This is a genomic window from Plantibacter sp. LMC-P-059a (assembly GCF_030209505.1).
Classification (GTDB): Bacteria; Actinomycetota; Actinomycetes; order Actinomycetales; family Microbacteriaceae; genus Plantibacter.
The window spans coordinates 158,756-180,076 of sequence record NZ_JARVRZ010000006.1 but is presented as its reverse complement, the minus strand read 5'-3'; the positions used below and the strand labels follow the sequence as shown (position 1 = coordinate 180,076).

At 67.9% G+C, this 21,321-nt stretch carries 22 protein-coding genes; 8 read left to right on the top strand and 14 right to left on the bottom strand.

Annotated elements, in window-relative coordinates; all coding sequences use genetic code 11:
* Nucleotides 1-36: 36 nt before the first annotated feature.
* From QRN27_RS14180 to QRN27_RS14160, 5 genes are all read right to left on the bottom strand, one after another.
* Entirely contained in the window at nt 37-597 is a 561-nt protein-coding gene (locus QRN27_RS14180; protein WP_285042773.1) for a methylated-DNA--[protein]-cysteine S-methyltransferase, read from the bottom strand.
* Nucleotides 594-2,096, bottom strand: coding sequence for a DNA-3-methyladenine glycosylase 2 (locus tag QRN27_RS14175; RefSeq protein ID WP_285042772.1), 1,503 nt, complete (start codon nt 2,094-2,096; stop codon nt 594-596). Before QRN27_RS14175 ends, QRN27_RS14180 begins: the two co-directional genes overlap by 4 nt.
* Nucleotides 2,097-2,181: 85 nt before the next feature.
* Nucleotides 2,182-2,613: a MarR family winged helix-turn-helix transcriptional regulator gene (locus QRN27_RS14170; protein ID WP_056776776.1), complete on the bottom strand. Its 432-nt coding sequence runs from the start codon at nt 2,611-2,613 to the stop codon at nt 2,182-2,184.
* Between the two features lie 436 nt (nt 2,614-3,049).
* A complete protein-coding gene (locus tag QRN27_RS14165) occupies nt 3,050-4,459 on the bottom strand; it encodes an ApeA N-terminal domain 1-containing protein (RefSeq protein WP_285042771.1) in 1,410 nt (469 codons plus the stop codon).
* Between the two features lie 588 nt (nt 4,460-5,047).
* Nucleotides 5,048-6,487 carry a hypothetical protein gene (locus tag QRN27_RS14160; RefSeq protein WP_285042770.1) on the bottom strand — a complete coding sequence of 480 codons (1,440 nt, stop codon included), beginning with the start codon at nt 6,485-6,487 and terminating at the stop codon, nt 5,048-5,050.
* Nucleotides 6,488-6,970: 483 nt separating this feature from the next.
* On the opposite strand from QRN27_RS14160, the gene QRN27_RS14155 reads away from it, so the two are divergent.
* Nucleotides 6,971-7,360 (top strand): hypothetical protein, encoded by a 390-nt coding sequence (locus QRN27_RS14155; RefSeq protein ID WP_285042769.1) that lies wholly within the window; start codon nt 6,971-6,973, stop codon nt 7,358-7,360.
* Nucleotides 7,361-8,207: 847 nt separating this feature from the next.
* Nucleotides 8,208-8,519 carry a hypothetical protein gene (locus QRN27_RS14150; protein ID WP_285042768.1) on the top strand — a complete coding sequence of 104 codons (312 nt, stop codon included), beginning with the start codon at nt 8,208-8,210 and terminating at the stop codon, nt 8,517-8,519.
* A 400-nt stretch (nt 8,520-8,919) separates the two neighbouring features.
* Here QRN27_RS14150 and QRN27_RS14145 read toward each other — a convergent pair whose 3' ends face one another.
* Genes QRN27_RS14145 through QRN27_RS14135 form a run of 3 tightly spaced genes read right to left on the bottom strand, consistent with a single transcriptional unit; the run spans nt 8,920 to nt 10,440 of the window.
* Nucleotides 8,920-9,288: an Asp23/Gls24 family envelope stress response protein gene (locus QRN27_RS14145; protein ID WP_285042767.1), complete on the bottom strand. Its 369-nt coding sequence runs from the start codon at nt 9,286-9,288 to the stop codon at nt 8,920-8,922.
* The gene (locus QRN27_RS14140; RefSeq protein ID WP_285042766.1) at nt 9,281-9,895 is read right to left on the bottom strand and encodes an Asp23/Gls24 family envelope stress response protein; all 615 of its coding nucleotides are present in this window, start codon (nt 9,893-9,895) and stop codon (nt 9,281-9,283) included. The genes QRN27_RS14145 and QRN27_RS14140 overlap by 8 nt, the downstream gene beginning before the upstream one ends.
* Nucleotides 9,892-10,440: an RNA polymerase sigma factor gene (locus QRN27_RS14135; RefSeq protein ID WP_056013865.1), complete on the bottom strand. Its 549-nt coding sequence runs from the start codon at nt 10,438-10,440 to the stop codon at nt 9,892-9,894. The genes QRN27_RS14140 and QRN27_RS14135 overlap by 4 nt, the downstream gene beginning before the upstream one ends.
* Nucleotides 10,441-10,666: 226 nt before the next feature.
* Between QRN27_RS14135 and QRN27_RS14130 the strand changes: the two genes are divergently transcribed.
* Both QRN27_RS14130 and QRN27_RS14125 read left to right on the top strand, forming a co-directional pair.
* Nucleotides 10,667-11,941 carry an AI-2E family transporter gene (locus QRN27_RS14130; RefSeq protein ID WP_285042765.1) on the top strand — a complete coding sequence of 425 codons (1,275 nt, stop codon included), beginning with the start codon at nt 10,667-10,669 and terminating at the stop codon, nt 11,939-11,941.
* Nucleotides 11,941-12,948: a DMT family transporter gene (locus QRN27_RS14125; protein WP_285042764.1), complete on the top strand. Its 1,008-nt coding sequence runs from the start codon at nt 11,941-11,943 to the stop codon at nt 12,946-12,948. Before QRN27_RS14130 ends, QRN27_RS14125 begins: the two co-directional genes overlap by 1 nt.
* Nucleotides 12,949-13,024: 76 nt before the next feature.
* Here the strand turns inward: QRN27_RS14125 and QRN27_RS14120 are convergent, their stop codons facing one another.
* Both QRN27_RS14120 and upp read right to left on the bottom strand, forming a co-directional pair.
* Entirely contained in the window at nt 13,025-13,732 is a 708-nt protein-coding gene (locus QRN27_RS14120; protein WP_285042763.1) for a winged helix-turn-helix domain-containing protein, read from the bottom strand.
* 496 nt (nt 13,733-14,228) lie between these two features.
* A complete protein-coding gene (gene upp, locus QRN27_RS14115) occupies nt 14,229-14,861 on the bottom strand; it encodes a uracil phosphoribosyltransferase (protein ID WP_056013869.1) in 633 nt (210 codons plus the stop codon).
* Nucleotides 14,862-14,912: 51 nt separating this feature from the next.
* Here upp and tadA point away from each other — a divergent pair, with 51 nt between their 5' ends.
* From tadA to proC, 3 genes are all read left to right on the top strand, one after another.
* Nucleotides 14,913-15,389: a tRNA adenosine(34) deaminase TadA gene (tadA, locus tag QRN27_RS14110; RefSeq protein WP_285042762.1), complete on the top strand. Its 477-nt coding sequence runs from the start codon at nt 14,913-14,915 to the stop codon at nt 15,387-15,389.
* 82 nt (nt 15,390-15,471) lie between these two features.
* The gene (locus tag QRN27_RS14105) at nt 15,472-16,659 is read left to right on the top strand and encodes a MarP family serine protease (protein WP_285042761.1); all 1,188 of its coding nucleotides are present in this window, start codon (nt 15,472-15,474) and stop codon (nt 16,657-16,659) included.
* A gap of 49 nt (nt 16,660-16,708) precedes the next feature.
* Nucleotides 16,709-17,551, top strand: coding sequence for a pyrroline-5-carboxylate reductase (gene proC, locus QRN27_RS14100; RefSeq protein ID WP_285042760.1), 843 nt, complete (start codon nt 16,709-16,711; stop codon nt 17,549-17,551).
* Between the two features lie 16 nt (nt 17,552-17,567).
* On the opposite strand, the gene QRN27_RS14095 is transcribed toward proC, so the two are convergent.
* Nucleotides 17,568-18,071: a GNAT family N-acetyltransferase gene (locus tag QRN27_RS14095; RefSeq protein ID WP_285042759.1), complete on the bottom strand. Its 504-nt coding sequence runs from the start codon at nt 18,069-18,071 to the stop codon at nt 17,568-17,570.
* Complete coding sequence (locus QRN27_RS14090) at nt 18,068-18,667, bottom strand: TetR/AcrR family transcriptional regulator (protein ID WP_285042758.1); 600 nt, start codon at nt 18,665-18,667, stop codon at nt 18,068-18,070. The genes QRN27_RS14095 and QRN27_RS14090 overlap by 4 nt, the downstream gene beginning before the upstream one ends.
* A 61-nt stretch (nt 18,668-18,728) precedes the next feature.
* Between QRN27_RS14090 and QRN27_RS14085 the strand changes: the two genes are divergently transcribed.
* A complete protein-coding gene (locus tag QRN27_RS14085; RefSeq protein ID WP_285042757.1) occupies nt 18,729-19,187 on the top strand; it encodes a GNAT family N-acetyltransferase in 459 nt (152 codons plus the stop codon).
* Between the two features lie 4 nt (nt 19,188-19,191).
* Here the strand turns inward: QRN27_RS14085 and QRN27_RS14080 are convergent, their stop codons facing one another.
* Both QRN27_RS14080 and QRN27_RS14075 read right to left on the bottom strand, forming a co-directional pair.
* Nucleotides 19,192-19,863: a potassium channel family protein gene (locus QRN27_RS14080; RefSeq protein ID WP_056013885.1), complete on the bottom strand. Its 672-nt coding sequence runs from the start codon at nt 19,861-19,863 to the stop codon at nt 19,192-19,194.
* Nucleotides 19,856-21,298: a TrkH family potassium uptake protein gene (locus tag QRN27_RS14075; protein ID WP_056776751.1), complete on the bottom strand. Its 1,443-nt coding sequence runs from the start codon at nt 21,296-21,298 to the stop codon at nt 19,856-19,858. Before QRN27_RS14075 ends, QRN27_RS14080 begins: the two co-directional genes overlap by 8 nt.
* Nucleotides 21,299-21,321 lie beyond the last annotated feature (23 nt).

Here is a 21,321-nt window from a genome sequence, read left to right as displayed (position 1 = left end):
GCTCAGGGACCGGGTCCCCGCCGTCGAAGTGCTCGCTCAGCTCAGCGCGGCCTCGCGGTCGAGCAACGAGCGCTTGACGTCGAGGCCCCATGCGAAGCCGCCGAGCGAGCCGTCCGTCCGCAACACACGGTGGCAGGGGACGAAGAGCGCGGGCGCGTTCGTCGCGCAGGCGCTCGCCGCGGCGCGGACCGCCGACGGTCGACCACTCGCCGCCGCGAACTCGGTGTAGGTCACGGGGCGTCCTGCCGCGATCGTCCGCAGCACCGTCCAGGCGTGGGTGCGGAACGGGCCGCCGAACTGGGCGACCGGGACCAGGTCGATCGCGGTCAGGTCGCCGTCGTAGTACGCGCGGACGGCGTCCATCGCCTCGACGGTCCCCGCCACCGTCTCGCCGGGTCGGTCGGCGGGCCGGATCCGTTCGAGCATCACGCCGATGTCGTCGGACCACCCGGAGGAGAGCACCGCGCCGTCCTCCCTCGCCAGGACGGTGAAGGGGCCGTCCGGGGTGTCGACGGTCTGGCTGATCGCGGTGAGCTGCGTGCCGGACGGTCGACCGTCGTCGCGGCGGACGCTCGTGCTGGAGATGATCGTGGTCATGCTGCTGGACCTTTCTCGAGGGCTGATGGTCTGGCGGTCGGTGCCGGCGTGGACGCCGCCTTCCACAGGTGGAGGCAGAGGTACGAGCGCCACGGGGCGAACGCCTCCGCCTCCGCGGTGAGGCTCCGGGCGTCGGAGGGCAACCCGAGCCGGCCGGCCCCGGTGCGGACGGCGACGTCGCCGGGGAGGAACGCGTCGGGGTTGCCGAGCACCCGCATGCTGACGTAGTCGGCCGTCCAAGGGCCGATCCCCTTCATGGCGAGCAGGCGGGTCCGGAGCTCGTCGCGGTCGTCGCCGAAACCGATCGACAGCTCCCCGGAGACGAGCGCCCGCGCGACACCGAGCAGACTGCCGATCCGTGCCCGGGGCCCGACGAGTGCGGCCTCCCCGCCGTTCGCGATCTGCGTCGCCGTCGGGAAGAGGCGATGCAGTCCGTGCCGTTCTGGGACCGTCGTGCTCACCTCGTCTGCGAGACGGCGGAGCTGGGTGCGCGCTGCGGCAACGGTGATCTGCTGGCCGACCATCGCCCGGACCAGCATCTCCTCCGGGTCGACCGCCCCGGGGAGTCGGATGCCCGGTGTGGCCGTGACCGAGGGCGCGAGCCGAGGGTCGGTGGAGAGCACCGCGTCGGTGGACGTCGGGTCCGCGTCGAGGTCGAAGAGCCGACGGACCCGCGAGACGAGCACCGGGAGGTCGGCGAGGTCGGTCACCTCGGCGGTGAGTCGGAGCTCGTCGCCGAGCTGCCGGACCTCGAACCACGCCGTGCCGCCGGGGAGGGCGAGGAGCCGGGAGTAGTGGTCGGGTCCGGCCAGTTCGACGCCCGGAACGGCTCGTGGTGCGAGCCAGGCGAAGACCCCTGCGGCGTCGAAGGGGCGCCGGAACGGGAGCGACAGGGTGATGGAACCGGGGTCCGGTTCGCCGATCCTGCGGTGCTTCGCCCGGAGTTCGCCCGGGGTCAGCTCGAACACCTCGCGCATCGTGTCGTTGAACTGGCGGATGCTCGAGAACCCGGCGGCGAACGCGATGTCACCGAAGGGGAGGTCGGTGCCGGTGAGGAGCTGGCGCGCGCCCTGAGCACGGTGGGCGCGGGCGAGCGCGAGGGGCCCGGCGCCCAGCTCGGCGGTGAGGATGCGCGTCAGATGGCGGGTCGAGTAGCCGAGGCGCGAGGCGAGTCCGGGGACGCCCTCGCGTTCGACGACCCCGTCGGCGATGAGCCGCATGCTGCGAGCGGCGACGTCGTTGCCGAGGTTCCAAGCCGGAGTCCCCGGCACCGCCTCGGGCAGGCATCGCTTGCACGCTCGGAAGCCGGCCTCGTGCGCGGCGGCGCTCGTGGCGTAGAAGGTGACGTTCTCGGGCTTCGGCGTCCGCGCCGGGCAGGACGGACGGCAGTAGATCCCGGTCGAGCTGACGGCCGTGATGAACTGGCCGTCGAAGCGCTGGTCACGAGCCTGGATCGCGCGGTAGCGTTCCGCGAAGTCCGCGCGTCGTGTGTCGTCCATGACCTGAGTCTGACACGCGGCACCGACCCGGACGAGCGGGAATCGGACACGGCAGTGGGCTGACGTGGGCTCACTGCCAGACGGGTCAGGCGCCGCGGAGCTTGTCGCTCAGCGTCGCGAGCGTGGTCATCTCCTCGGGGCTGAGCGAGGTGGTCACGCGCTCCGCGATCGTCGCGCCGTGGGCGATGGCGACGGTGCGGTACACGTCGTAGCCGGCCTCCGTCATGCGGACGAGCGTGCCGCGTCCGTCGTCCGGGTCCGGGCACTTGCCGACGAGGCCGCGGGCGACGAGCCGGTCGACGAGGCGGCTGATGCTCGGCTGCGACAGCAGCACGCTCGAGTTGAGATCGCGCAGGCGGATGCGGTGGTCGGGCTCGCGCGACATCGTGTGGAGGACGTCGTACTCGTTCAGGGAGATGCCGTGGCTCGGGAAATCGTGCGAGATGTGACGCATGACCTCGACCTGGGCGCGGAAGAGCGATTCCCATGCGGCGATCGCGAGTCGCCTCTCATCCATGCTGTCTCCTGGTGCTGTCCGACGATCCACACCTGAATCTATCCTGGACGGCGCAGGAGGAGCACGTCGGGGCGGGGTGCTTGCGCATCGGTCGGACCCCGGACATGACGAGACCCGGTCGCAGAGGCTACGACCGGGTCTCTTTCCCTTGCACCAAGAGTGTCCTGCAATCGCATTCCGTCAGCTGGAGATGAGTGGGCCAGGTGCGGCCACGTCACTACCTCTCCTGGGCGTTTTGAGATCCCCGACATGATCAGCCCCGTCCGCAGGTTGTAAGGGTGCCGCATGTTGCAGGTGGCCGCCGCGGTTCGACCCCCGCGGATGGCAGTCGGGAGTGGTGCGAGCGGGGAACTCGTCGCCGCCTGTGAGTAGCGAAACGGCGCGAGCCCGAGAGCGTGCTCGCCCGCTTGCGGGCGACTCTGCGCGGACGAGGCTTCTAATTAGTGCGCGCCCACGCCCCGGCGCTTTCCACCCGAAGCCCATAGGCGGCGAAACGTTGGCGTACGTCCCACATGGCGCTCCCTGAGCGATAGTCCACTAGTAGCTGATCGCCCTTCCCGGTGAGCTGAAGGGCCGTGAGCTGGACGACGAGGCGGGTCACGATGCTGATCAGGTACGTTTCCTCGTGGGCAGGCAAGTCTCCACGGTCGAAGTGCTTGACGGCGTTGTAGTTGTTCGCGACCGCCCTCGCGAGCCCTTCGATACTCACGGCGCATGAGCCCCAGTCGATCCCGAGCGCGTGGAGGCACCGATAGACGTAGGTTGCCGTCGAGGGCCGATTGCGGGACCACGTGGACTCTTCGCCCTCCTGCACGCCGAGCAGGTGGCCAGCGGCCTCAATGCTCATGGAGGTCGATGTGACGACGTCCTCCATGAACGCTCCCGAGCGCCCCAACACTCCCGCCGCGGGCAGGATGAACCGACTCCAGGCGTCGTAATTGGCGTTCCACGCCTCCAGCCCCTCAGGGCCGATCTGTTCGAGGTACGCCGTGGGACGATTCATCGCCTTCGCAGACGGAACCGGCCTCGACCTCTCGCGCACCGACAGCTCGCTGATCAACTCAACGAACGGGTGATCATATACGCGGCCGTCCATCATGCGGGCAGGGAACGACTCGTCCTGAACACGATGCTCGCGGAACGAGATCGGGCACGCAAACAGGAACACGAGCAGGCTCGCTATCTTCCGCTGCTCAACGAAATGGTCGAAGAATGGCCGCGGCTCACCAGCAAACCTGCTCTCGATATGAACGTTGTCTCCTACCGTGAAGGAGCTCTCATATCCATCTTCCGCGGCACTGGTGGTCCAGCTTGATGTGATCGACATTTCGGCTTGCCCCTGGGACCAAGTCGCGAGTGTCTTGCCGTCCAGCTCCAGCGTTAGCTTGCGAGTTCGCCCACGCTCATCCGTGTCGTACTTCCGAGAAATGGCGGAGGAGCGCGCCCACGCGTTCAATCCATCGATCCTGCTCCGCGCCGTCTCGATCACTAGCGGCGCATCAAGCACCCCATCTCGATGGCCGAGCACGGTCTCCCGCGCCCTGAGTCGTCCAAGCGAGAGCTGATGGCCGGACGGATCGGTGTGCCCGGCCCACTGCACGTTGAAAAGTGACGCCGATCCCTGCGCAGTGAGGAGCACCATGTTCTGGGGTGGGTCTTGCCCACTGAACCACTGGTCTAGGTGCACGAATTGCTCGGAGGCGGCGCGAGACATGAACGGCACGTCCAGCTGAATCCCGCTTGGATCTAGCATGCGCATCGTCGCTGCGGTCAGCGGGGTGTCGGGGTCGCCATCGATGAGCTGGCCAGCGATGCTGTCGCCGAATTGAAGAGATTCGATTGCCATGGCCCGAGCCTAGGAGCGGCAGCATGGTTCTACCGGGACCGGGACCAATCGCGCGGGGTTCGCGGTTGAGCTGGATCGGGCGAAAGTTGCGCCCAGATCGGCACTGAAAAGGCACGGCATCGCAGCAGCCATCTGGCCTACCGCCAGGCGAGGAGAGGACACGGAGCTAATCCCCTGGTCAGAGGCAAAGCGAGAGCCGGTCGCAGAGGCTACGACCGGCTCTCTTTCCCTTGCACCAAGAGTGTCCTGCAATCACATTCCGTCAGCTGCCACAGCAAACATCTGACGTTCCAAAACCATATAACGGATCGGTAACGAGCGGTAGTTATCGAACTGTTATTTTTGCTGGGAATTCCCCGAGTGACGCTACCCGAGCGGAGCGCCCGGGCTCACTCCTGCGAGCCACTCGGCACGACGTCGACGACGCGCACCGTGATGGTCATTGCGCGACGAAACGCACCGCGAGGGGCGAACGGCCTCGCGGAGCCGGACCGACGTTCGACGGGTGGGCGGCAGGCTTGCCATCCCGGCGAACGCTGGAGAACGTGCAGGCGGATTGCCGCCGAGGGCCGGCAGCTCATGACCCTGTCACTCCGAGGTATCGTCGGACTCAGGTCGGGTGCTTATTGCGCTGCCTGCCCTGATGAACGCGCTGGGGCCGAACGAACTGCGGTCGTCCTCTCTATACACCTGTCTGGCTAGGGTCTCGCCGCGTTGAGTGGGGCGCGCTTCCGTATCGAATTCCAACCCGGATTTACGCAATACTGCGCCTCCGACCGAGATGGTGCCGTTGCCAGACGCTGCCGTGTGCGACAGCGACATGTATGCGTCATCGGACAGCGACACATCATCAAGGTCGAGGTCTGCGTCGTCTTCAATTCTCGCCCGCTGGACAATCAGCGATGTTTCATTCGTGAACGTCCCGCCGATGCTGGTGGTGCTTTCGTGCCGCTGCAAAGTGCTGAGTGTGATCCTGGCGCCGTCGGATGCCTCAACAGAGATTTCGATGTCTGCGTTCTCGGTCATCTTGAGCCGATTGATAGCGATTCGTGCTTGGTCTGCGACACTCGTTCCCATCACGTCGAGCGTGGCGGAGTCGGACATGCTCGCATTGCGCATCGTTACCCATCCAGCTCCACGTATCTTGGCGTTGTCAATGCGGAGCGCGCCGTTGGCGGTGAGTCGCGCCCGGCTGAACGTGAGCGCCTTATCGAGGACATCGGCGCCAGAGAAATCGACGACGGTGTCCTTCCCGATCACGATGCCGCTGAGTGGGACATCAAAGTGGATTGGGGCGTCCCGAAGGTCGAATGTGAAACCAGACCACGCCGGATCGTCCTGGCCGTTCGCGACTAGTCGGCTTCGGACAATGCTATATCCGCTCACGCGGATCGCGGCTTCCTCAGTAGGCGCTTCGTCCTCCTTCTGGGTCAAGGGAGACCGGAGGTATCCGCAGAGTACATTGATACACACCTGAGCCTCATCGCGCCGGTCGAACCGGATCCAGTCATCGGCGAGCGCTGCAAGGGCATAGAGCCCGGCCGTCCGCTTGATCGCACCGTTCACCGTCAGCATCTCCACCGAGCTCACGAAGCGCGAACGGAACTCTTGCTCGGTGGCGGCCTTCCGATCGGCAAATGCTTCGTCGCGGCGATGGCGCTCGACTTCCTGATCGAACCGGTGAGAGTTCATCGACAGCGCATTGCGATCTCGCTCGAGAGTGGCCCGCTCGCGGTCAAGCTCCGCAGCGAGGAGCTCTTCGGCGTGACGAGCAACGCTCAGCCCTACGCCGACGATAGCGATGACGCCACCTAGCCCGAAGAGCACGATCTGAGCGGCTGGGCCGAGAAACGGCGCGCGCTCCGCGGATGGGAGGTCGGGAAACCAGTTGCGGAGCAACATGTCCGGGAGATTCCAGAGGGTGAACGCCGCCAGCAGAACGAACAGTATGGCGACAGTGACAATTATCCATATTCGCTTGCGCGCCCGATTCCTGTGCTCAAAGGCGCGCGAGTCCGGAGTCGTCATGATTGTACGATAGCGAGTCCGCCGCAAGCGGAGTCATCGGCGGCGTTCGCCTTACCGCGCGACACGGTGTCGTCCAAAGCATCTCCGGGCCGAGTTCAATTACACCTCCCAACCGCAATGCCGGGGCATGTGCGGATTCGCCTCCGGCCTGGAAGAGCTCCGCCCGACGGTCGCTGTCTACCGCCGAGACTACGAACAGGCCGCGGTCTGAGACCACTAGAGGCAGTAGTCGGCCGGTGCCCCCCCCGGCGTGCGGAGCGATGACGGTCTTCGGGGGAGTGGCATTGAACATCGTGACCCGGGGCGGGACATCCACTCCGAATGCGGCCGTGCCGGTCGGCGATTGACGCCTCAACGTGGCCGATGACCTCGACAACGACGAACGGGAGGCCGGCCGCGACGCTGCGACTCCGTGCAAGCAGCGCGCAGTGCGGGGCGCCCTGGCTACCCGCTGACGCGTGCTCAGATCGTCCGCTATTGCGGGTGCCGGTTCTCTCGCTGCTGCGCTTATCGATTCGCGTGATGGCCGACGAGGCTGGCCTGCTCGACTTTTATCGTCAGGCGTACTCGCTTTCCAGCGGCGTCGCTCATTCGGAGTGGTGGTCCGTGGAGACGCATGCGATGGAGCGCTGCGCGAACATTCTCCATGGTGGGCACCAGATCCCGAGCATGTCCCTGAACTCGGGTGGGAATGTTGACCTTGCGACATCGTGGGTCGACCTGTTCCATACCGTCGTCCGTGACGGCCTCCGGATCCTCGGGACCAACATCGACGCCGTGACCGCGGCATTCTCATGGATGAGTGATTTCGACGATCATGAAGCGGAGACCCCAACCGACCCCGGCGGCGACAGGACGACCGCGGCCGTGTGATTGCGTCGCTCTGCGGGTGTCGGTTGGACGGGAGGTGGCACAAGGCACGCTCTACGAGCCCAGTACCGTTTGGCGCGGGCCTCATAATCGGCACGTCCACCGGTGTCTCGAGCCCGGAGGCCGGCGTGCGGCCCTCGATCTCGAGTGTGAGCTGTTCGTATCGTTGGGTCGGCCAGATTCGGAGCGTAATTATCTTTCCAGTGGGCCACGAGTTTACTCTCGAAGGGATACCGTCGTGTGATGTCACACAGGACAAGTCGCTGCCTTCGAACTCCGGCGTCACCCGTCGAGCGTTGGATCGGAACCCCACGTGAGACAGTAGCCGACCGGCCTCGAAGACAACCGTCCCGTTGTCCGCGACTGTCGCACTGGGGTTCGCGAGAAGATATTCTTCGCGGCGAGATCGAACCGATCCGCTCACGGGGCCAATCGCCCACTATTCGTTCAGTAGGCACCGAACGCTCGCTGGTGGCTTGTTTAACCGCTGTTCTGTCTCTTCCAGGCAAGGGGCTGAGTCTCACCACTCGTGCAAATGAGCTTGATGTCTCGAAATGGCGGCGCTCGCGGCGTGCGCGACGCACTTATGGTTCGCGCGCGCATCGCGAATCGGGAGAACAGAGTCTGTCGGTTGCGCGCACAGCACGGCGGATGCGCGCGTGTCGTGGTCAGTCCCCGCCGCGTATATCCTCCAATTTGAGCAAGCGGCCAGTGATGGAATCGTCGCGAAGGCAGATCTCAAACTGACTACGAGGCAAACCCGAGATGCCAGTCGGGGCTGCACCTCGTTCGATGCGATGAAACCCGATAGAGGCGCGACAAATGGTGCCTACCTCGCTACTCTCAGACCATGGTGGGTGACGAATACTTCGACAGCCTCGTGCGAGAGGCACTCCGGCTGTCAACGGAACTGATGACTTCCCAGACCCTTCGGGACGACGAGGCTCGGCAGATCAGCATGCAGAACATCTCCGACTTTCTGTCTGCCCAGTCGACCGAGGTTGAGGAGAGGATGACGGCCTATATTCTGGCGAACGCGCATCTATCGAGCTTCTTGGTCGACTTCGCCGCACGGGCAACCAACTGGTCGGCGGACCAGATGGTGGAGTACGTCGCTCAGCACATTAGTGCGCGCACGGACGCGGACGAAGCCGAGCACTGAAGCGCGCTCGCATTCCAGGCGTTCATTGCGACGGTCGCTATGGTCATGGCGCCGTTCGTTGATGTGCCTTGGCTAGCACAGCTGAGTGCTGTGGCCGGAGGATTGCTACGCGTTCGATCGCCCCCAATTGTCGGCAGCAGCACAGGCCGCGTCTTTCGACGGGAGTTTTGCGCCGCGACGCCCCGATCGTCGCCGTGGAAGAACCCGCTCCGAGCCTGGGCTAGCGTCGGGTGTGAGGCCTCTACCTCCAACGCGCTCCGGCACGATCGAACCACATGCATGCGGAATGCTGACAACTCGCGTGAGACAAGATGACGAAGAGCCGGTCAGCCTTCCCCGGACTACCGCGATTCGTGCGTCTCATTTCGTGACAACTCACGTGAGAGCGGAGCGCCCGGGCTCACTCCTGCGAGCCACTCGGCACGACATCGACGACGCGCACCGTGATGGACGGAGCCGCAGCGTCGTCGGCCGAGGGGAGGAGCTCCGCGATCGCGCGGTGCACCGCCTGCGCGACGGCGGGCGAAGCGTGTTCCGCGGCGACGGCGATGTTCGCGTGCACGGCCACGGCGCCGCGGACCCGCTTGACGCTCACGCGCGCGCTCTGGTCCGGTGCGCCGAGGAGCGCTCCGACGCCCTCACGCGCGGCACGCACCAGCGTCGGTTCGGCCGCCGTGAGCCGCACGACCCCCGGCACCGCTTCGACAGCCGCGTCGAGGACCATCGCAAGCGTGTCGAGCGCGTCGCCCGTGTCCGTCAGGTCACTCATCGTCCCCCACCTCTCCGTGCTGCTCGGCCTCGAAGTGCAGGTCGTCGACGACGACGTCGAGCCCGGCCACCACCAGGTCGGTGTGCTGCACGAGACTCGCGCGGACCTCCTCGCGGAACTGCGCCACCGCCTCCGCGACCGATCGACCCCAGCCGATGCTGACCGTGACGTGCAGGGTGATCGGCTCTCCCGCCACCGTCACATCACCGTCGAGCACGCATCGGCCCACGAGGACGCCGGGGGTCCGGTCGCCGGCGCCGCGGACCAGGCCACGGACCGTGCCCTCCGTGATGACGAGTGCCGCATCGTCGTCGGCCGCGGCGAACGGGATGTCGCGGCCCGCTTTGGCCTCTCGGCCGATGTTCTCCATGATCCCGCGGATCCAGTCCTGATCGAGCGTCGTGACCGCGGCCTCGTCGGCCTCGAGCAGCGGCGCCGCGAGTGAGCGGACCCGCCGCAACGACCGGAGGACCCGTTGGCACTCGGGGGAGTCGTCGATCGTGGGGTCGGCGGGCAGCATGTCCCGCTCGAGGTAGTCGGTGAGGGCGTCGATGCCGTGTGCGCATCCGCTCGGCTCGAGCCCGTCGCTCTGCGTCCCGTCGGTCATCGCCACCCCTCCATCTCCGTCATCAGTTTCGCTCTCGCCCTGGCGAGGCTCCCTCGCACACTGGCGACACTCTGCCCGAGCTGCTCGGCGATCTCCTCGTAGGAGTACCCACCGATCTCGCGGAGCACCCAGGCCTGGTGCTGTCCGTGCGGCAGTCTGTCGAGCGCGGCTGACAGGGCTCCCAGCTGTGACGACGCCTCGGCCTTCCGCTCCGGACCGTCGCGCTCCGGCGCCTCGATGACGGCGTCGTCGGTCGAGTCGGTGTCCTTGCGCTGCCGCATGAGGTCGATCGCGCGTCGGCTGACGATGCGCATGAGCCAGCTCTTCACCATCGCGCCGTCCTCGAGCGTGTCGATGCGCTTCCAGGCCGAGATGAGCGCCTCCTGGACGACGTCGTCGCCGTCCGCGGAGGACCGGGTGAGTCGGACGGCGTAGGCCTTCATCATCCGCCCGTAGCGGGTGATGAGCACCTGGAAGGCGCGGGTGTCGCCGTCGACGCAGCGCTCGACGAGGGTTCGGTCCGTCGCCTGGTCGAGCAGGCTCACGGGTGTCCGCGCAGGCTCAGCTCCCACCGTGCAGCCACCTCTCTGATCCGACCCGCGACATCGTGCGACTGCTTTCCCCAGAAGGGAGCGTGACATCAGCGGGCCACGCTCCGTCTCACTACTGTAGGCACAGAGCGGCGGTCCGAGCGACCGCCGTACGAAGGAGACGCAGGATGTACCATTTCCGACCAGCTCCACCCCGTACCACCACCGAGGAGACCGCACGATGAAGACCCCCAAGCTCCGGTTGCCGGGGTTCTCCTCCACACCGGAGGAGCGCGAAGCCAGGCGCGCCAAGCACGAGCAGGCGAAGCAGGAACGGGCTGCGAAGGCGGCGGCGTCCTCACCGCCCTCCGCCGCGGTGGTCGCCGCCCTGCAGCCCTCGGCACCGAGCGTCCGGATCAACGCGTTCCGGATCGGCCTCGTCGGCGGTATCGGTGTGCTCGTCGCGCTCGTGCTGGGCAGCATCGTCACCCAGTTGAGCACCACGCTCATCTACGTGGGCGTCGCCCTGTTCATCGCCCTGGGTCTCGACCCGCTCGTGTCGTGGCTGGAACAGAAGCTGCCCCGCGGCCTCGCGATCGCCGTCGTCTTCCTCGCGGTGATCGGTGCCTTCGTCGGGATCATCTTCGCCATCGTCCCGCTGCTCGTGACGCAGATCACCAACTTCGTCAACGACTACCCGCGGATCTCGCAGCAGTTCTTGAACAGCGACTTCGTCGGCTGGGTCCAGAACACCGTGGGCAACACCCTCGACATCGACTCCGCGCTGAACGACGTCTTCGCGTTCTTCAAGGACCCGAACAACCTGCTGAACATCGGCGGCGGCATCGTCGCGGTCGGCGCCGGCGTCGCATCGGGGATCACCGGTGCGATCATCGTCCTCATCCTGACGCTGTACTTCCTCGCGTCGCTCCGTTCGATGAAGGCGGTCACGTACCGCTTCCTCCCCGCCTACCGACGCGAGGGCTTCGCGCAGGTGCTCGAGGAGATCACCCAGGCCGTCGGACGATACGTCGTCGGCCAGGTCGGGCTCGCGCTCGTCAACGGGGTGCTGAGCTTCATCTTCCTCAGCATCATCGGCGCCCCGTTCCCGCCGCTCCTCGCGCTCCTCGCCTTCATCGGATCGATGATCCCGCTCGTCGGAACACTGAGCGCGTCGATCGTGAACAGCGCGCTGTGCCTCTTCGCCTCGCCGGTGACCGCACTCATCGCGATCATCTACTACCTGATCTACATGCAGCTCGAGGCCTACGTCCTCAGCCCGCGCATCATGAACAAAGCCGTCGCCGTGCCCGGCGCCCTCGTCGTCATCGCGGCGTTCGGTGGCGGTGCGCTCGGCGGCATCCTCGGTGCGCTCGTCGCGATCCCGGTCGCCGCGTCGATCATCATCATCGTCCAGAAGGTCGTCTTCCCGAGCCAGGACGCCAAGGTCGTCCCGGAGCAGAAGCTCGGGGACGCCGAGACGGCGGCCGTCGGCACGAGCGCGGCGGCCAAGTGATGGGGATCGCGACGTTCCCGGTCCTCGCCGCCGGCGCGCTGGTGCTCTCCAGCTCTACCGGTCTCGTGGCCGAGTCGCTCCGGACGGCCGGAGACCTCGACCTCCCGTCGATCTCCGTCACGCCGTACCAGGCCATCGGCATCCCGATCGCCCTCGTCGGCGCGTTCTTCCTCGCGGTGGGGACGCAGCTCCAGTCCCGTGGCGTCGGCAAGGTCGAGGCAGCATCCGCCGCCTTCGGTCTGAAGCAGCTGCCGCAGTTGCTCGGGCGTCCGTCGTGGCTCATCGGCACGGCGCTGCTGGGGCTGGCGATCGTCTTCCAGCTCGTGGCCCTGGCCTTCGCGCCACTCATCGTGGTCCAGCCGCTCGGCGCGATCGCCCTCGTGATCACGGCCCTGCTGAACGCCAGGGTGACGAAGGTCCGCGTCACGAAGGAGCAGACCCGCGCGATGGTGCTCTGCGTCGCGGGCATCGGGCTCTTCGTGATCGTCGCGGCCCTGTACGCGATCGAGGAACCCATCCGCCAGCCGCAGCTGATCATCATCCTGATCATGCTCGCGGTCGTGACGCTCGCGCTCGCCGGCGCCTACGCGCTGTGGCGCCGGAAGTTGCACACCGTGTTCTACGTCGTCGCGGCCGGGGTGCTGTACGGCTTCGTCGTGACACTCGCGAAGGTCGTCATCAACCGGGTCATCACGCAGAACTTCGAGGGCCTCACGGTGGTCGGCATCGTCGCGCTGCTCGTCGCGGCCGGCTTGGGCGGCTTCTTCGTCCAGAAGGCGCACCAGAGCGGTCAGCCCGACCTGGTGGTCGCCGGCCTCACCGTCGTCGATCCGCTCGTCGCCGTCGGTATCGGCATCGTGGTGCTCGGCGAGGCCTCGAGTGCCCCCTGGTACGCGCTCGTGCTGTTCGTCGTCGCCGGAGCGATCGCGGTGTTCGGTGTCTGGAAGCTCGCGATGCGTCCGGTGCCGGCTCCCGGAGAGACCCCGAAGCGCCCACGCGTGCAGTGACCGGTGGCATGAGAACGGGCCCGGCGGGTGGATGTCCACCCGCCGGGCCCGTTCGTCTGCGTTGCCCCGCTGCGGCTCAGAAGAGGTCGGGCGACGGCGTGCTGGCGTAACGGATCGAGACGTCCGCGTGGCGGTCGAAGCGGTAGCCGACCCCGCGCACGGTGCGCACGATGTCCTCGTAGCGGCCGAGCTTGGCGCGGAGACGGCGGACGTGGACGTCGATGGTCCGCTCGTTGGGTACCTCTTCGTCGTCGCCGGCCCGCCACAGGGACGAGATGAGCTCGGCCCGTTCGATGGTGCGACCCTCGCGGAGGACGAGGTACTGCAGGAGCTCGAACTCCTTGTAGGTGAGGGCCGCCGGCTCGTTGTCGAGCACGAGGCGCTTGCGGGAGATGTCGACGACGACGCCGGCGTGGGCGACGTCCTGCTCCTCCTCGTCGACCTCGTCGCGGTGGGCTGCGAGGGCCGACGGGTCCTGGAGGGCGAGGCGGACGACGTCGAGGTCGCGTCCGCCGGCACCGCGTGGTGCGAGGGCGACGGCGGCATGCGTCTCGGCGTCAGGGGCGAACTGGGCGGTCAGGGCCTTGATGGCTTCGACGATCTCGCCGAGGCTCGTACCGGCTGCCTGCGCCTTGGCCTCGTCGAGTCCGACGTAGAGGACGAAGCCGCGGGCTTCGGGCCCGGCCGGAACGGCGCGGACGTGCGGCGTCGCGGCACGAGGGGCGTCCTCGACGGCGGCGAGCTGGCGGGCGGGGCGGGTGGTCTGAACGGCTGCAAGAGACATGAGTGGGAAGTCCTCGGGGTGATGATGCTGCGGCGGATCGTGCGCGGTGCGCTCGGGGTGATCCCGCCTGCCGGTGGGCAGTGGCGGTCCCGCGATCCGGGAGGGTGGCGCGTCGGCCGGGTGCGGACGGGGTGCGTCCGGGAGTCGGCTCACCGGGTGGGGGAGCGGCGGACTCTGTCGTGCTGGAGCAGTGGAGCGGATCCTTCTGGACCGCTACCGATGCTGGAGGTGTCGGATCAGCGACACATTCGGCAGCACATGACCGCGCGGCCGGGCATCATCATGCCGGCGTCCCCAGGGGCCTCGAAGGAGGTCAGGGTGGGCGCGTTGGTCGTCATAGTCCGCAATACAACAGGAACGGCCCGGATCCTGTCAAGTATCTGCGCCAGATGACGGTTTGTTGCGTGGGGGTGTTGCAGGTGCCCGTGGAACGGTTCGAGGCGGACCGCCGCCCGTCAGGACGCCGATCCGCCTCGGATGAGCGGGAGGTCGCGGCTCAGACGACGCCGTAGAGGCGGTCGCCGGCGTCGCCGAGGCCCGGCACGATGTAGCCGTTCTCGTCGAGGCGCTCGTCGAGGGCGCCGAGGACGATGGTGACGTCCTTGCCGGCGGTCTCGGCCTCGAGGCGCTCGAGGCCTTCGGGTGCGGCGAGCAGGCAGATCGCGGTGACGTGGACCGCTCCGCGCTGGAAGAGGAAGTCGATCGCCGCAGCGAGCGAACCACCGGTGGCGAGCATCGGGTCGAGGACGAAGCACTGCCGGTCGGAGAGGTCGTCCGGGAGTCGCTCGGCGTACGTGGTGGGCTCGAGGGTCTCTTCGTTGCGCACCATGCCGAGGAATCCGACTTCGGCCGTGGGGAGCAGCTTCACCATGCCCTCGAGCATGCCGAGTCCGGCGCGCAGGATCGGGACGACGAGCGGACGCGGCTCACTGATCTTGACGCCGACGGTCTCGGTGACCGGGGTCTGGATCGTGATCTCTTCGACGGTGACGCCACGGGTCGCCTCGTAGGCGAGCAGGGTGACGAGTTCCTCGGTGAGGGCCCGGAACACGGGCGACGGTGTCGTCTTGTCGCGGAGCACCGTGAGCTTGTGGGTGATGAGAGGGTGGTCGGCTACGTGCACTCGCATACGATCAATCTAGTCGCTCGCGTGGTGACGAGGATTTCGGGGAGATGACGGATGCACGCACCGGCCGAGTTCGTCGCCTGGATGGACCTCGCCCTCGCCGAGGCGGAGGCGGCGCTCGAGACCGACGACGTCCCGGTCGGCGCCGTCCTCGTCGCTCCGGACGGAACCGTCGTCGCCGCAGGCCGCAACGAGCGGGAGCTGCACACCGACCCGACGGCCCACGCCGAGGTCGTCGCGATCCGCGCGGCCGCGAGCGCGCTCGGCGACTGGCACCTGACGGAACTCACGCTCGTCGTCACCCTCGAGCCGTGCGTCATGTGCGCCGGAGCGATCCTGGCGGCGCGGATCCCGCGCGTCGTGTTCGGTGCCTGGGACGAGAAGGCCGGAGCGGTCGGTTCGGTCTACGACGTCCTGCGCGACCGGCGGTTGCAGCACCGCGTGGAGGTCTACGCGGGTGTCGAGGCCGACCGCTGCTCGACGCTCCTCACCGACTTCTTCCGCGGGCCGAGCGGCGTCACAGCTCCCTGAGCCGCCTATGGTCCCTGAGCCTGTCGAAGGGCTCCCAGCACTTCCGGAGGCCACTGTCGGACGGTGATGGCAGGATCGCAGGATGCAACCCGGCGTGATCCTCGACATCGTCCTCGTCGTCATCCTGATCGTGTTCGTGATCCGCGGGTGGCGCGCCGGGCTCCTCGGGAGCCTCGGCGGACTGGTCGGGCTCGTGGCGGGTGGCGTCGGCGCGTTCTTCGCGATCCCCCTCGTCGCCTCCTGGGTTCCCGACACGGCCTGGCGGGGCTGGGCGGCCGTCGCCGCAGCCGTCGTGCTCTTGAGCATCGGGTACACGATCGGCGCCGTCATCGGTGGTGCCGTCGGTTCGGTCGTCCGGAAGACCCCGCTGCGTGGGCTGGAGCGACTCCTGGGAGCCGCCCTCAACCTGGTCGTCACCGCGCTCGTGCTCGTCACCGCGGCGCTCGGTGTGGGGTCACTCGGCATCCCGCTCCTCGCGCAGGCCGTGGGGTCCTCGGCCGTGATCGGCACGATCGACCGCGTCACGCCCGTCCAGGTGAAGAGCACGCTCGCGCAGCTGCGGTCCACGGTGGTCGACGGCGGTGCGCAGCGCGTCATCGAGGCCTTCGGTGGAACGGCGGACGTCCCGGCGGCCCCGCAGCTCGACACCTCGACGCCGGCGCTACAGACGGCGTCCGAGTCCGTCGTGCGCATCAGCGGCACCGCCGAGTCCTGCGCGCGGAGCCTCACCGGCAGCGGCTTCGTCTTCGCCGACGACCTGGTCATGACGAACGCGCACGTCCTCGCCGGTGTCAGCGAGCCCGTCGTCGAGGTGCCGGGGTCCATGCCCAAGCCGGGGCGGATCGTCTACTTCGATCCGGTCGACGACCTCGCCGTCATCCGCGTCGACGGGCTCGGCGCCCGGGTGCTGCCGCTCGCCCCGAACCCGGCGCCAGGGGCGAAGGCGGTCGTCGCCGGCTACCCGTTCGGCGGCCCGTACACCGCGGGCGGCGCGCAGGTCATCGTCGTGGGCCCGAGCCTCGTCGCCGACATCACCGGAGCGAACCCCACGAGCCGACAGGTCGTGACGCTGTCGGGGACGGTGCAGCCGGGGAACTCCGGTGGTCCGCTCCTCACCGAGTCCGGCGAGGTGGAGGGTGTCATCTTCGCCCGGGACGCGGACTCTGCACCGATCGGCTATGCCTTGGCGATGGACGAGATCCTGCCGGTCGTCGCGCTCGCGACCTCCCTCCAGTCGGCGGTGCCGTCGGGCGCGTGTCTCGCCGATTGAGCCGACCCGGGCAGGTGCCGACGAGCACGCGGGTCCCTAGACTCGCAGGGTGAGTGAAACGATCAGCCTGCCCAGCATCGCCATCCTCGGAGCCGGTTCGATGGGAGGGGCCGTGTTGCGTGGCCTCGTCCAACCGGGGGTCGAGGTCGACGGTGGCATCACCGTCACGAACCGGACGATCGCCAAGGCGGAGGCCCTGGCCGAGCTGCCGGGGGTCACCTCGATCGCGCTCGAGCAGGATGCCGACGGCAACCGCCGGGCGGCGGCCGCGGCGAAGATCCTCCTGATCGGCGTGAAGCCCTATATGGTCGCCGACCTCCTCGCCGAGATCGCCGACGCGCTGCAGCCGGGGACGATCGTCGTGAGCCTCGCCGCAGGCATCCGCGGAGCCGCGTTCGAAGCCGCCCTTCCGGCGTCGGTGTCCGTGCTGCGGTCCATGCCGAACACCCCGTCCTACGTCGGCCTGGGGGTCACCGGGCTCGCCCCGGGCACCCGCTCCTCCGACGAGGACCTCGCTGTGGTGACCTCGCTCTTCGAGACGGTCGGCCAGGTCGTCGTCATCCCCGAGTCGAAGATCGACGCGCTGAGCGCCATCTCCGGGTCCGGCCCCGCGTACGTCTACTACCTCGTCGAGGAGCTGACCCGCACGGCGATCGGCCTCGGCTTCACGCCGGAGCAGGCGTCGCTGATGGTCAACGGCACCTTCCGGGGTGCCACGGAGTTGCTCGCGACGACGGGGGAGAGCGCGGAGCAGCTGCGCATCAACGTCACGAGCCCGAAGGGGACGACGGAGCGGGCGCTCGCGGTCCTCGCCGAGGCGGGCTTCAGTGAGACCTTCGACCGTGCCGCGGCCGCCGCGATCGCACGTGCCGAGGAGCTTTCGGCTTCCTGACCCGCCGAGGACCCGATCAGTCCAGCGACCGCACGAAGCAGTCGAGGCCGGGTCTGTCGTCCCAGGAGGCGACCGCGACGAAGCCGGACCGCCGGTAGAGGGCTATCGCTGCGGAACGCCAGTGCCAGACGGAGAGACGCACCGTGTCGTCGCCCCGTCGCCTGGCGGCGGTCGTCGCAGCCTCGAGCAGGGTCCCGGCCACACCGCGGCGGCGGGCGCGGGGGTCGACCCAGAGGCGCTTGAGCTCCGGCGACGGGCCGTCGGTCAGCACGACGCAGCCGAGCACCTGATCGTCCTCGACGGCCAGGAGGATCTCGTCGGCGGCGAAGGCGGTGCCCGGTTCGGTGATCTCGGCCTGGTAGCGCGCGGGGAGCGTGGTCGTCGAGAGGGCCTCGTCCGCACGCGGCTCCCGGCCGAGGAGTTTCTCGTGCTCGGTCCGCCGGTGGTACTCCTCGAGGAGCTCGGCGAACCGTTCGCGGTGGTGGGCGGTAGCCTCCGCCCATCGGTGGACGACGATCATGCGTCGCTCAGCTCGTCGAGCCCGAGGGCGAGCAGCAGCCGGTCCAGCCCGGCGAGCTGGGCTGTGGCGTCGTAGTGGTCGTCGTCGGCCGTGCTCAGGGTGCTCACGCCCTCGATGAATCCGACGATGACGGTGGACGTCGCCGCGACCTCGTCCGCGCTCAGCTCGGGCCGGATCTCGGCGACGAGGCGCCGGGTGCGGGCGACGAACACCGCGTGACCCGCGCGATGCCGTTCGGCGAGCACGTCGTCGTCGAGCGCCGCTGCGAGGTACCCCAGCCAGACCCTGGCCTCCTGGCGGGTCTCCTCGGTGAGGGAGAGGGCTTGGCGGAGGACGGCACGCAGGGCGTCTCGGGGGGTGTCGGCGGCCGCTTCGAGCGCGGCGGTGCGCGCTGCGGTGCGTTCGTGGAGGAGGTCCCGTGCGTGCAGCAGCAGCGCGAGCTTGTCCGGGAAGCGGTGGAGGACGAGACCGGTCGTGCACCCGGCCCGGTCTGCGACGGCGCGCAGGGTCAGCCCCTGCGGGCCGTGTTCGCCCAACACCTCCCAGACCGCGTGGGAGATGCGCGCCTGCGCCTCGGGATCCTTCGTTCTGGCCATGTCCGTCTCACCTCGTGACAGATGTTACCGTAATGAACGTTACGGAATGACGGGATGTGGGATGACGATCACGATCGAGCGGGTCGACTGGGCCGACGAGGCCGGAACCGAACTGCGCCGAGCACAGCGCGCCGAGCTCGACGCCCGCTACGGCAGCGACGACCATGAGCCGGGAACACCGCCGTCGGTGGACGACATCGCGGTCTTCCTCGTGGCGAGGGATGAGGCGGGCACGCCGATCGGCTGTGGAGGCCTGCGGCTCCTCGGGGAGGGGCGTGCGGAGATCAAACGCATGTTCGTGGCTCCGCAGGCGCGTGGCGCCGGCGTCGCGGTCGCCGTGCTCCGGGCGCTCGAAGCCGAGGCAGGGTCGCTGGGCGTCGTGGAGATGCTCCTTGAGACGGGGACGGCGCAACCCGACGCGATGCGGTTCTACGAGCGCGAGGGATACGCGCCCATCGCCGTGTTCGGGCCCTATGTCGACGAACCCCTGTCGCGCTGCTACGCGCGTCGGCTCGACTGAGTCGTCACCCCTCGAGGGACGCGAACCGCTCGATGTCGGCCGAGGTGCCCGACACGATGATCAGATCGTGGTTCGACACGACGGTGTCCGCGGTCGCGTAGGTGAACGGCTTCCCGGGTGACTTCACGCCGACGACCGTGATGCGGTACTTCGTGCGGACGCCCGACTCCGTCAGGTTGAGGCCGCGGATGGGCTTCGGCGGGTACATCTTCACGAGGGCGAAGTCGTCGTCGAACTGGATGAAGTCGAGCATGCGTCCCGACACGAGGTGTGCCACGCGTTCGCCGGCCTCCCGCTCGGGGTAGATGACATGGCTCGCGCCCACGCGGGCGAGGATCTTGCCGTGCGACTGGGAGACGGCCTTGGCCCAGATCTGCGGGATCTTCAGGTCGACGAGGTTCGCGGTGATGAGCACGCTCGCCTCGATCGAGGACCCGACGGCCACGACGGCGACCGAGAAGTCCTGGGCGCCGATCTGGCGGAGGGCCTCGATGTTCTTCGCGTCGGCCTGCACGGTGTGGGTGACCCGGTCGGACCACTTCTGCACGAGGTCCGAGTTGTCGTCGATCGCGAGCACCTCGCGGTCGAGTCGGTCGAGCTCGCCGGCGCAGGCGGCGCCGAACCGTCCGAGTCCGATGACGAGGACCGGGGCGTCGTGCTTGATGCGGTCAACCAACGATGGGCCTCTCTTCGGGTCGCTTGAACAGCTGGCCGCTCTGGCTCGCGGCCACGGCTGCAGCGAGTGTCACTGTACCAACGCGGCCGAGGAACATGGTGACCGCGAGGACGTACACCCCGGCGTCGGGGAGGTCGGAGACGAGGCCGGTGCTGAGGCCGACCGTCGCGAACGCCGAGATGACGTCGAAGAGCACGTGGTCGAGCGGTGCCTTGGTCATCTGCAGGATGACGATGGTGGACAGGGCGACGATGGTCGCACCCCAGAGGACGACGCTGACCGCGACGCGGAGCACGTCCTGCGGGATCCGGCGCCGGAAGACCTCGACCCCTTCGCGGCCCCTCGCCTCGGCGAACGCCGCCAGGAACAGGACGGCGAGGGTGGTCACCTTGATCCCGCCCGCGGTGGAGGCGGAGCCGCCGCCGATGAACATGAGCATGTCGGCGACGAGCAGGGTGGAGCCGTTGAGGTCACCGATGTCGACGGTCGAGAACCCGCCCGACCGGGTCATCGCGGACAGGAAGAACCCTTGGAAGATCGTGTCCCACAGGTTCCACTTGTTCCACGTCTCGGGGTTGTTGAACTCGAGCAGGATGAAGGCGAGCGCGCCGGCGAAGAACAGGATGATCGTGGTCACGAGGGTGAGCTTGACGTGCAGCGACCACCGGCTCGGGCGGCGGAAGTTGCGGCTCAACGCGTAGATGACGGGGAAGCCGATGCTGCCGAGGAAGACCCCGAGCATGAGGATGCTCAGGAACCAGTAGTCGTTCTCGAAGGCCGCGAGGCCCTCGGCGTTCGGCGTGAAGCCGGTGTTCGTGAACGCCATGGCGGCGTAGTAGACGCTGTTCCAGGCGGCGTCCCACGGGTTGATGCCGTCGAGCAGCATCCGCGGGAACAGGAGGACCGCGAGCGCAGCCTCGATCACGAGGGCGCTGACGGCGACGGTGACGAGGAGGTTGCCGATCTCACCGAGGCGGACGGCCTGGCCCTCGGCCACCGGCCCGTGGTGCGACCGCAGCGGGTTGGTGTCGCTCGCGGCCATGAGCTTCTGGCGCAGTCCGAGTCGTCGCGCGATGACGAAGCCGAGGATCGAGGCGAGTGTCAGGACGCCGAGGGCTCCGATCTGGACGCCGATGAACACCAGGACGTGACCGAACAAGGACCAGTGCGTCGCCATGTCGACGGTGGAGAGCCCGGTGACGCAGATGACCGACACCGCGGTAAACAGGGCGTCGGCGATCGGGGTGACCTCGCGGTCCGCGCTCGCGATGGGGAGCGAGAACAGCATCGTGAACACGAAGATCAGGAAGCTGAACACGAGGATGGCGAACCGGGAGGTGGACTTCGCCGCGAAGTCGCTGACGGCCTCCCTGACCCGTGCGAGTCCGTGCCGGACGATGATCTCGGGACGACGACCCATGGCATTGCCGCTCATCTGACCCCTCAACACCTCAGGAC

Bases quoted from the DNA above. Each gene is read 5' to 3' on its own strand.
- QRN27_RS14170 (WP_056776776.1), bottom strand. From the start codon at position 2,613: ATGGATGAGAGGCGACTCGCGATCGCCGCATGGGAATCGCTCTTCCGC.
- QRN27_RS14180 (WP_285042773.1), bottom strand. From the start codon at position 597: ATGACCACGATCATCTCCAGCACGAGCGTCCGCCGCGACGACGGTCGA.
- QRN27_RS14090 (WP_285042758.1), bottom strand. From the start codon at position 18,667: ATGGCCAGAACGAAGGATCCCGAGGCGCAGGCGCGCATCTCCCACGCG.
- QRN27_RS14095 (WP_285042759.1), bottom strand. From the start codon at position 18,071: ATGATCGTCGTCCACCGATGGGCGGAGGCTACCGCCCACCACCGCGAA.
- QRN27_RS14120 (WP_285042763.1), bottom strand. From the start codon at position 13,732: ATGTCTCTTGCAGCCGTTCAGACCACCCGCCCCGCCCGCCAGCTCGCC.
- QRN27_RS14160 (WP_285042770.1), bottom strand. From the start codon at position 6,487: ATGACGACTCCGGACTCGCGCGCCTTTGAGCACAGGAATCGGGCGCGC.
- QRN27_RS14150 (WP_285042768.1), top strand. From the start codon at position 8,208: ATGGTGGGTGACGAATACTTCGACAGCCTCGTGCGAGAGGCACTCCGG.
- upp (WP_056013869.1), bottom strand. From the start codon at position 14,861: ATGCGAGTGCACGTAGCCGACCACCCTCTCATCACCCACAAGCTCACG.
- QRN27_RS14105 (WP_285042761.1), top strand. From the start codon at position 15,472: ATGCAACCCGGCGTGATCCTCGACATCGTCCTCGTCGTCATCCTGATC.
- QRN27_RS14175 (WP_285042772.1), bottom strand. From the start codon at position 2,096: ATGGACGACACACGACGCGCGGACTTCGCGGAACGCTACCGCGCGATC.
- tadA (WP_285042762.1), top strand. From the start codon at position 14,913: ATGCACGCACCGGCCGAGTTCGTCGCCTGGATGGACCTCGCCCTCGCC.
- QRN27_RS14140 (WP_285042766.1), bottom strand. From the start codon at position 9,895: ATGACCGACGGGACGCAGAGCGACGGGCTCGAGCCGAGCGGATGCGCA.
- QRN27_RS14145 (WP_285042767.1), bottom strand. From the start codon at position 9,288: ATGAGTGACCTGACGGACACGGGCGACGCGCTCGACACGCTTGCGATG.
- QRN27_RS14130 (WP_285042765.1), top strand. From the start codon at position 10,667: ATGAAGACCCCCAAGCTCCGGTTGCCGGGGTTCTCCTCCACACCGGAG.
- QRN27_RS14075 (WP_056776751.1), bottom strand. From the start codon at position 21,298: ATGAGCGGCAATGCCATGGGTCGTCGTCCCGAGATCATCGTCCGGCAC.
- QRN27_RS14125 (WP_285042764.1), top strand. From the start codon at position 11,941: ATGGGGATCGCGACGTTCCCGGTCCTCGCCGCCGGCGCGCTGGTGCTC.
- QRN27_RS14085 (WP_285042757.1), top strand. From the start codon at position 18,729: ATGACGATCACGATCGAGCGGGTCGACTGGGCCGACGAGGCCGGAACC.
- QRN27_RS14165 (WP_285042771.1), bottom strand. From the start codon at position 4,459: ATGGCAATCGAATCTCTTCAATTCGGCGACAGCATCGCTGGCCAGCTC.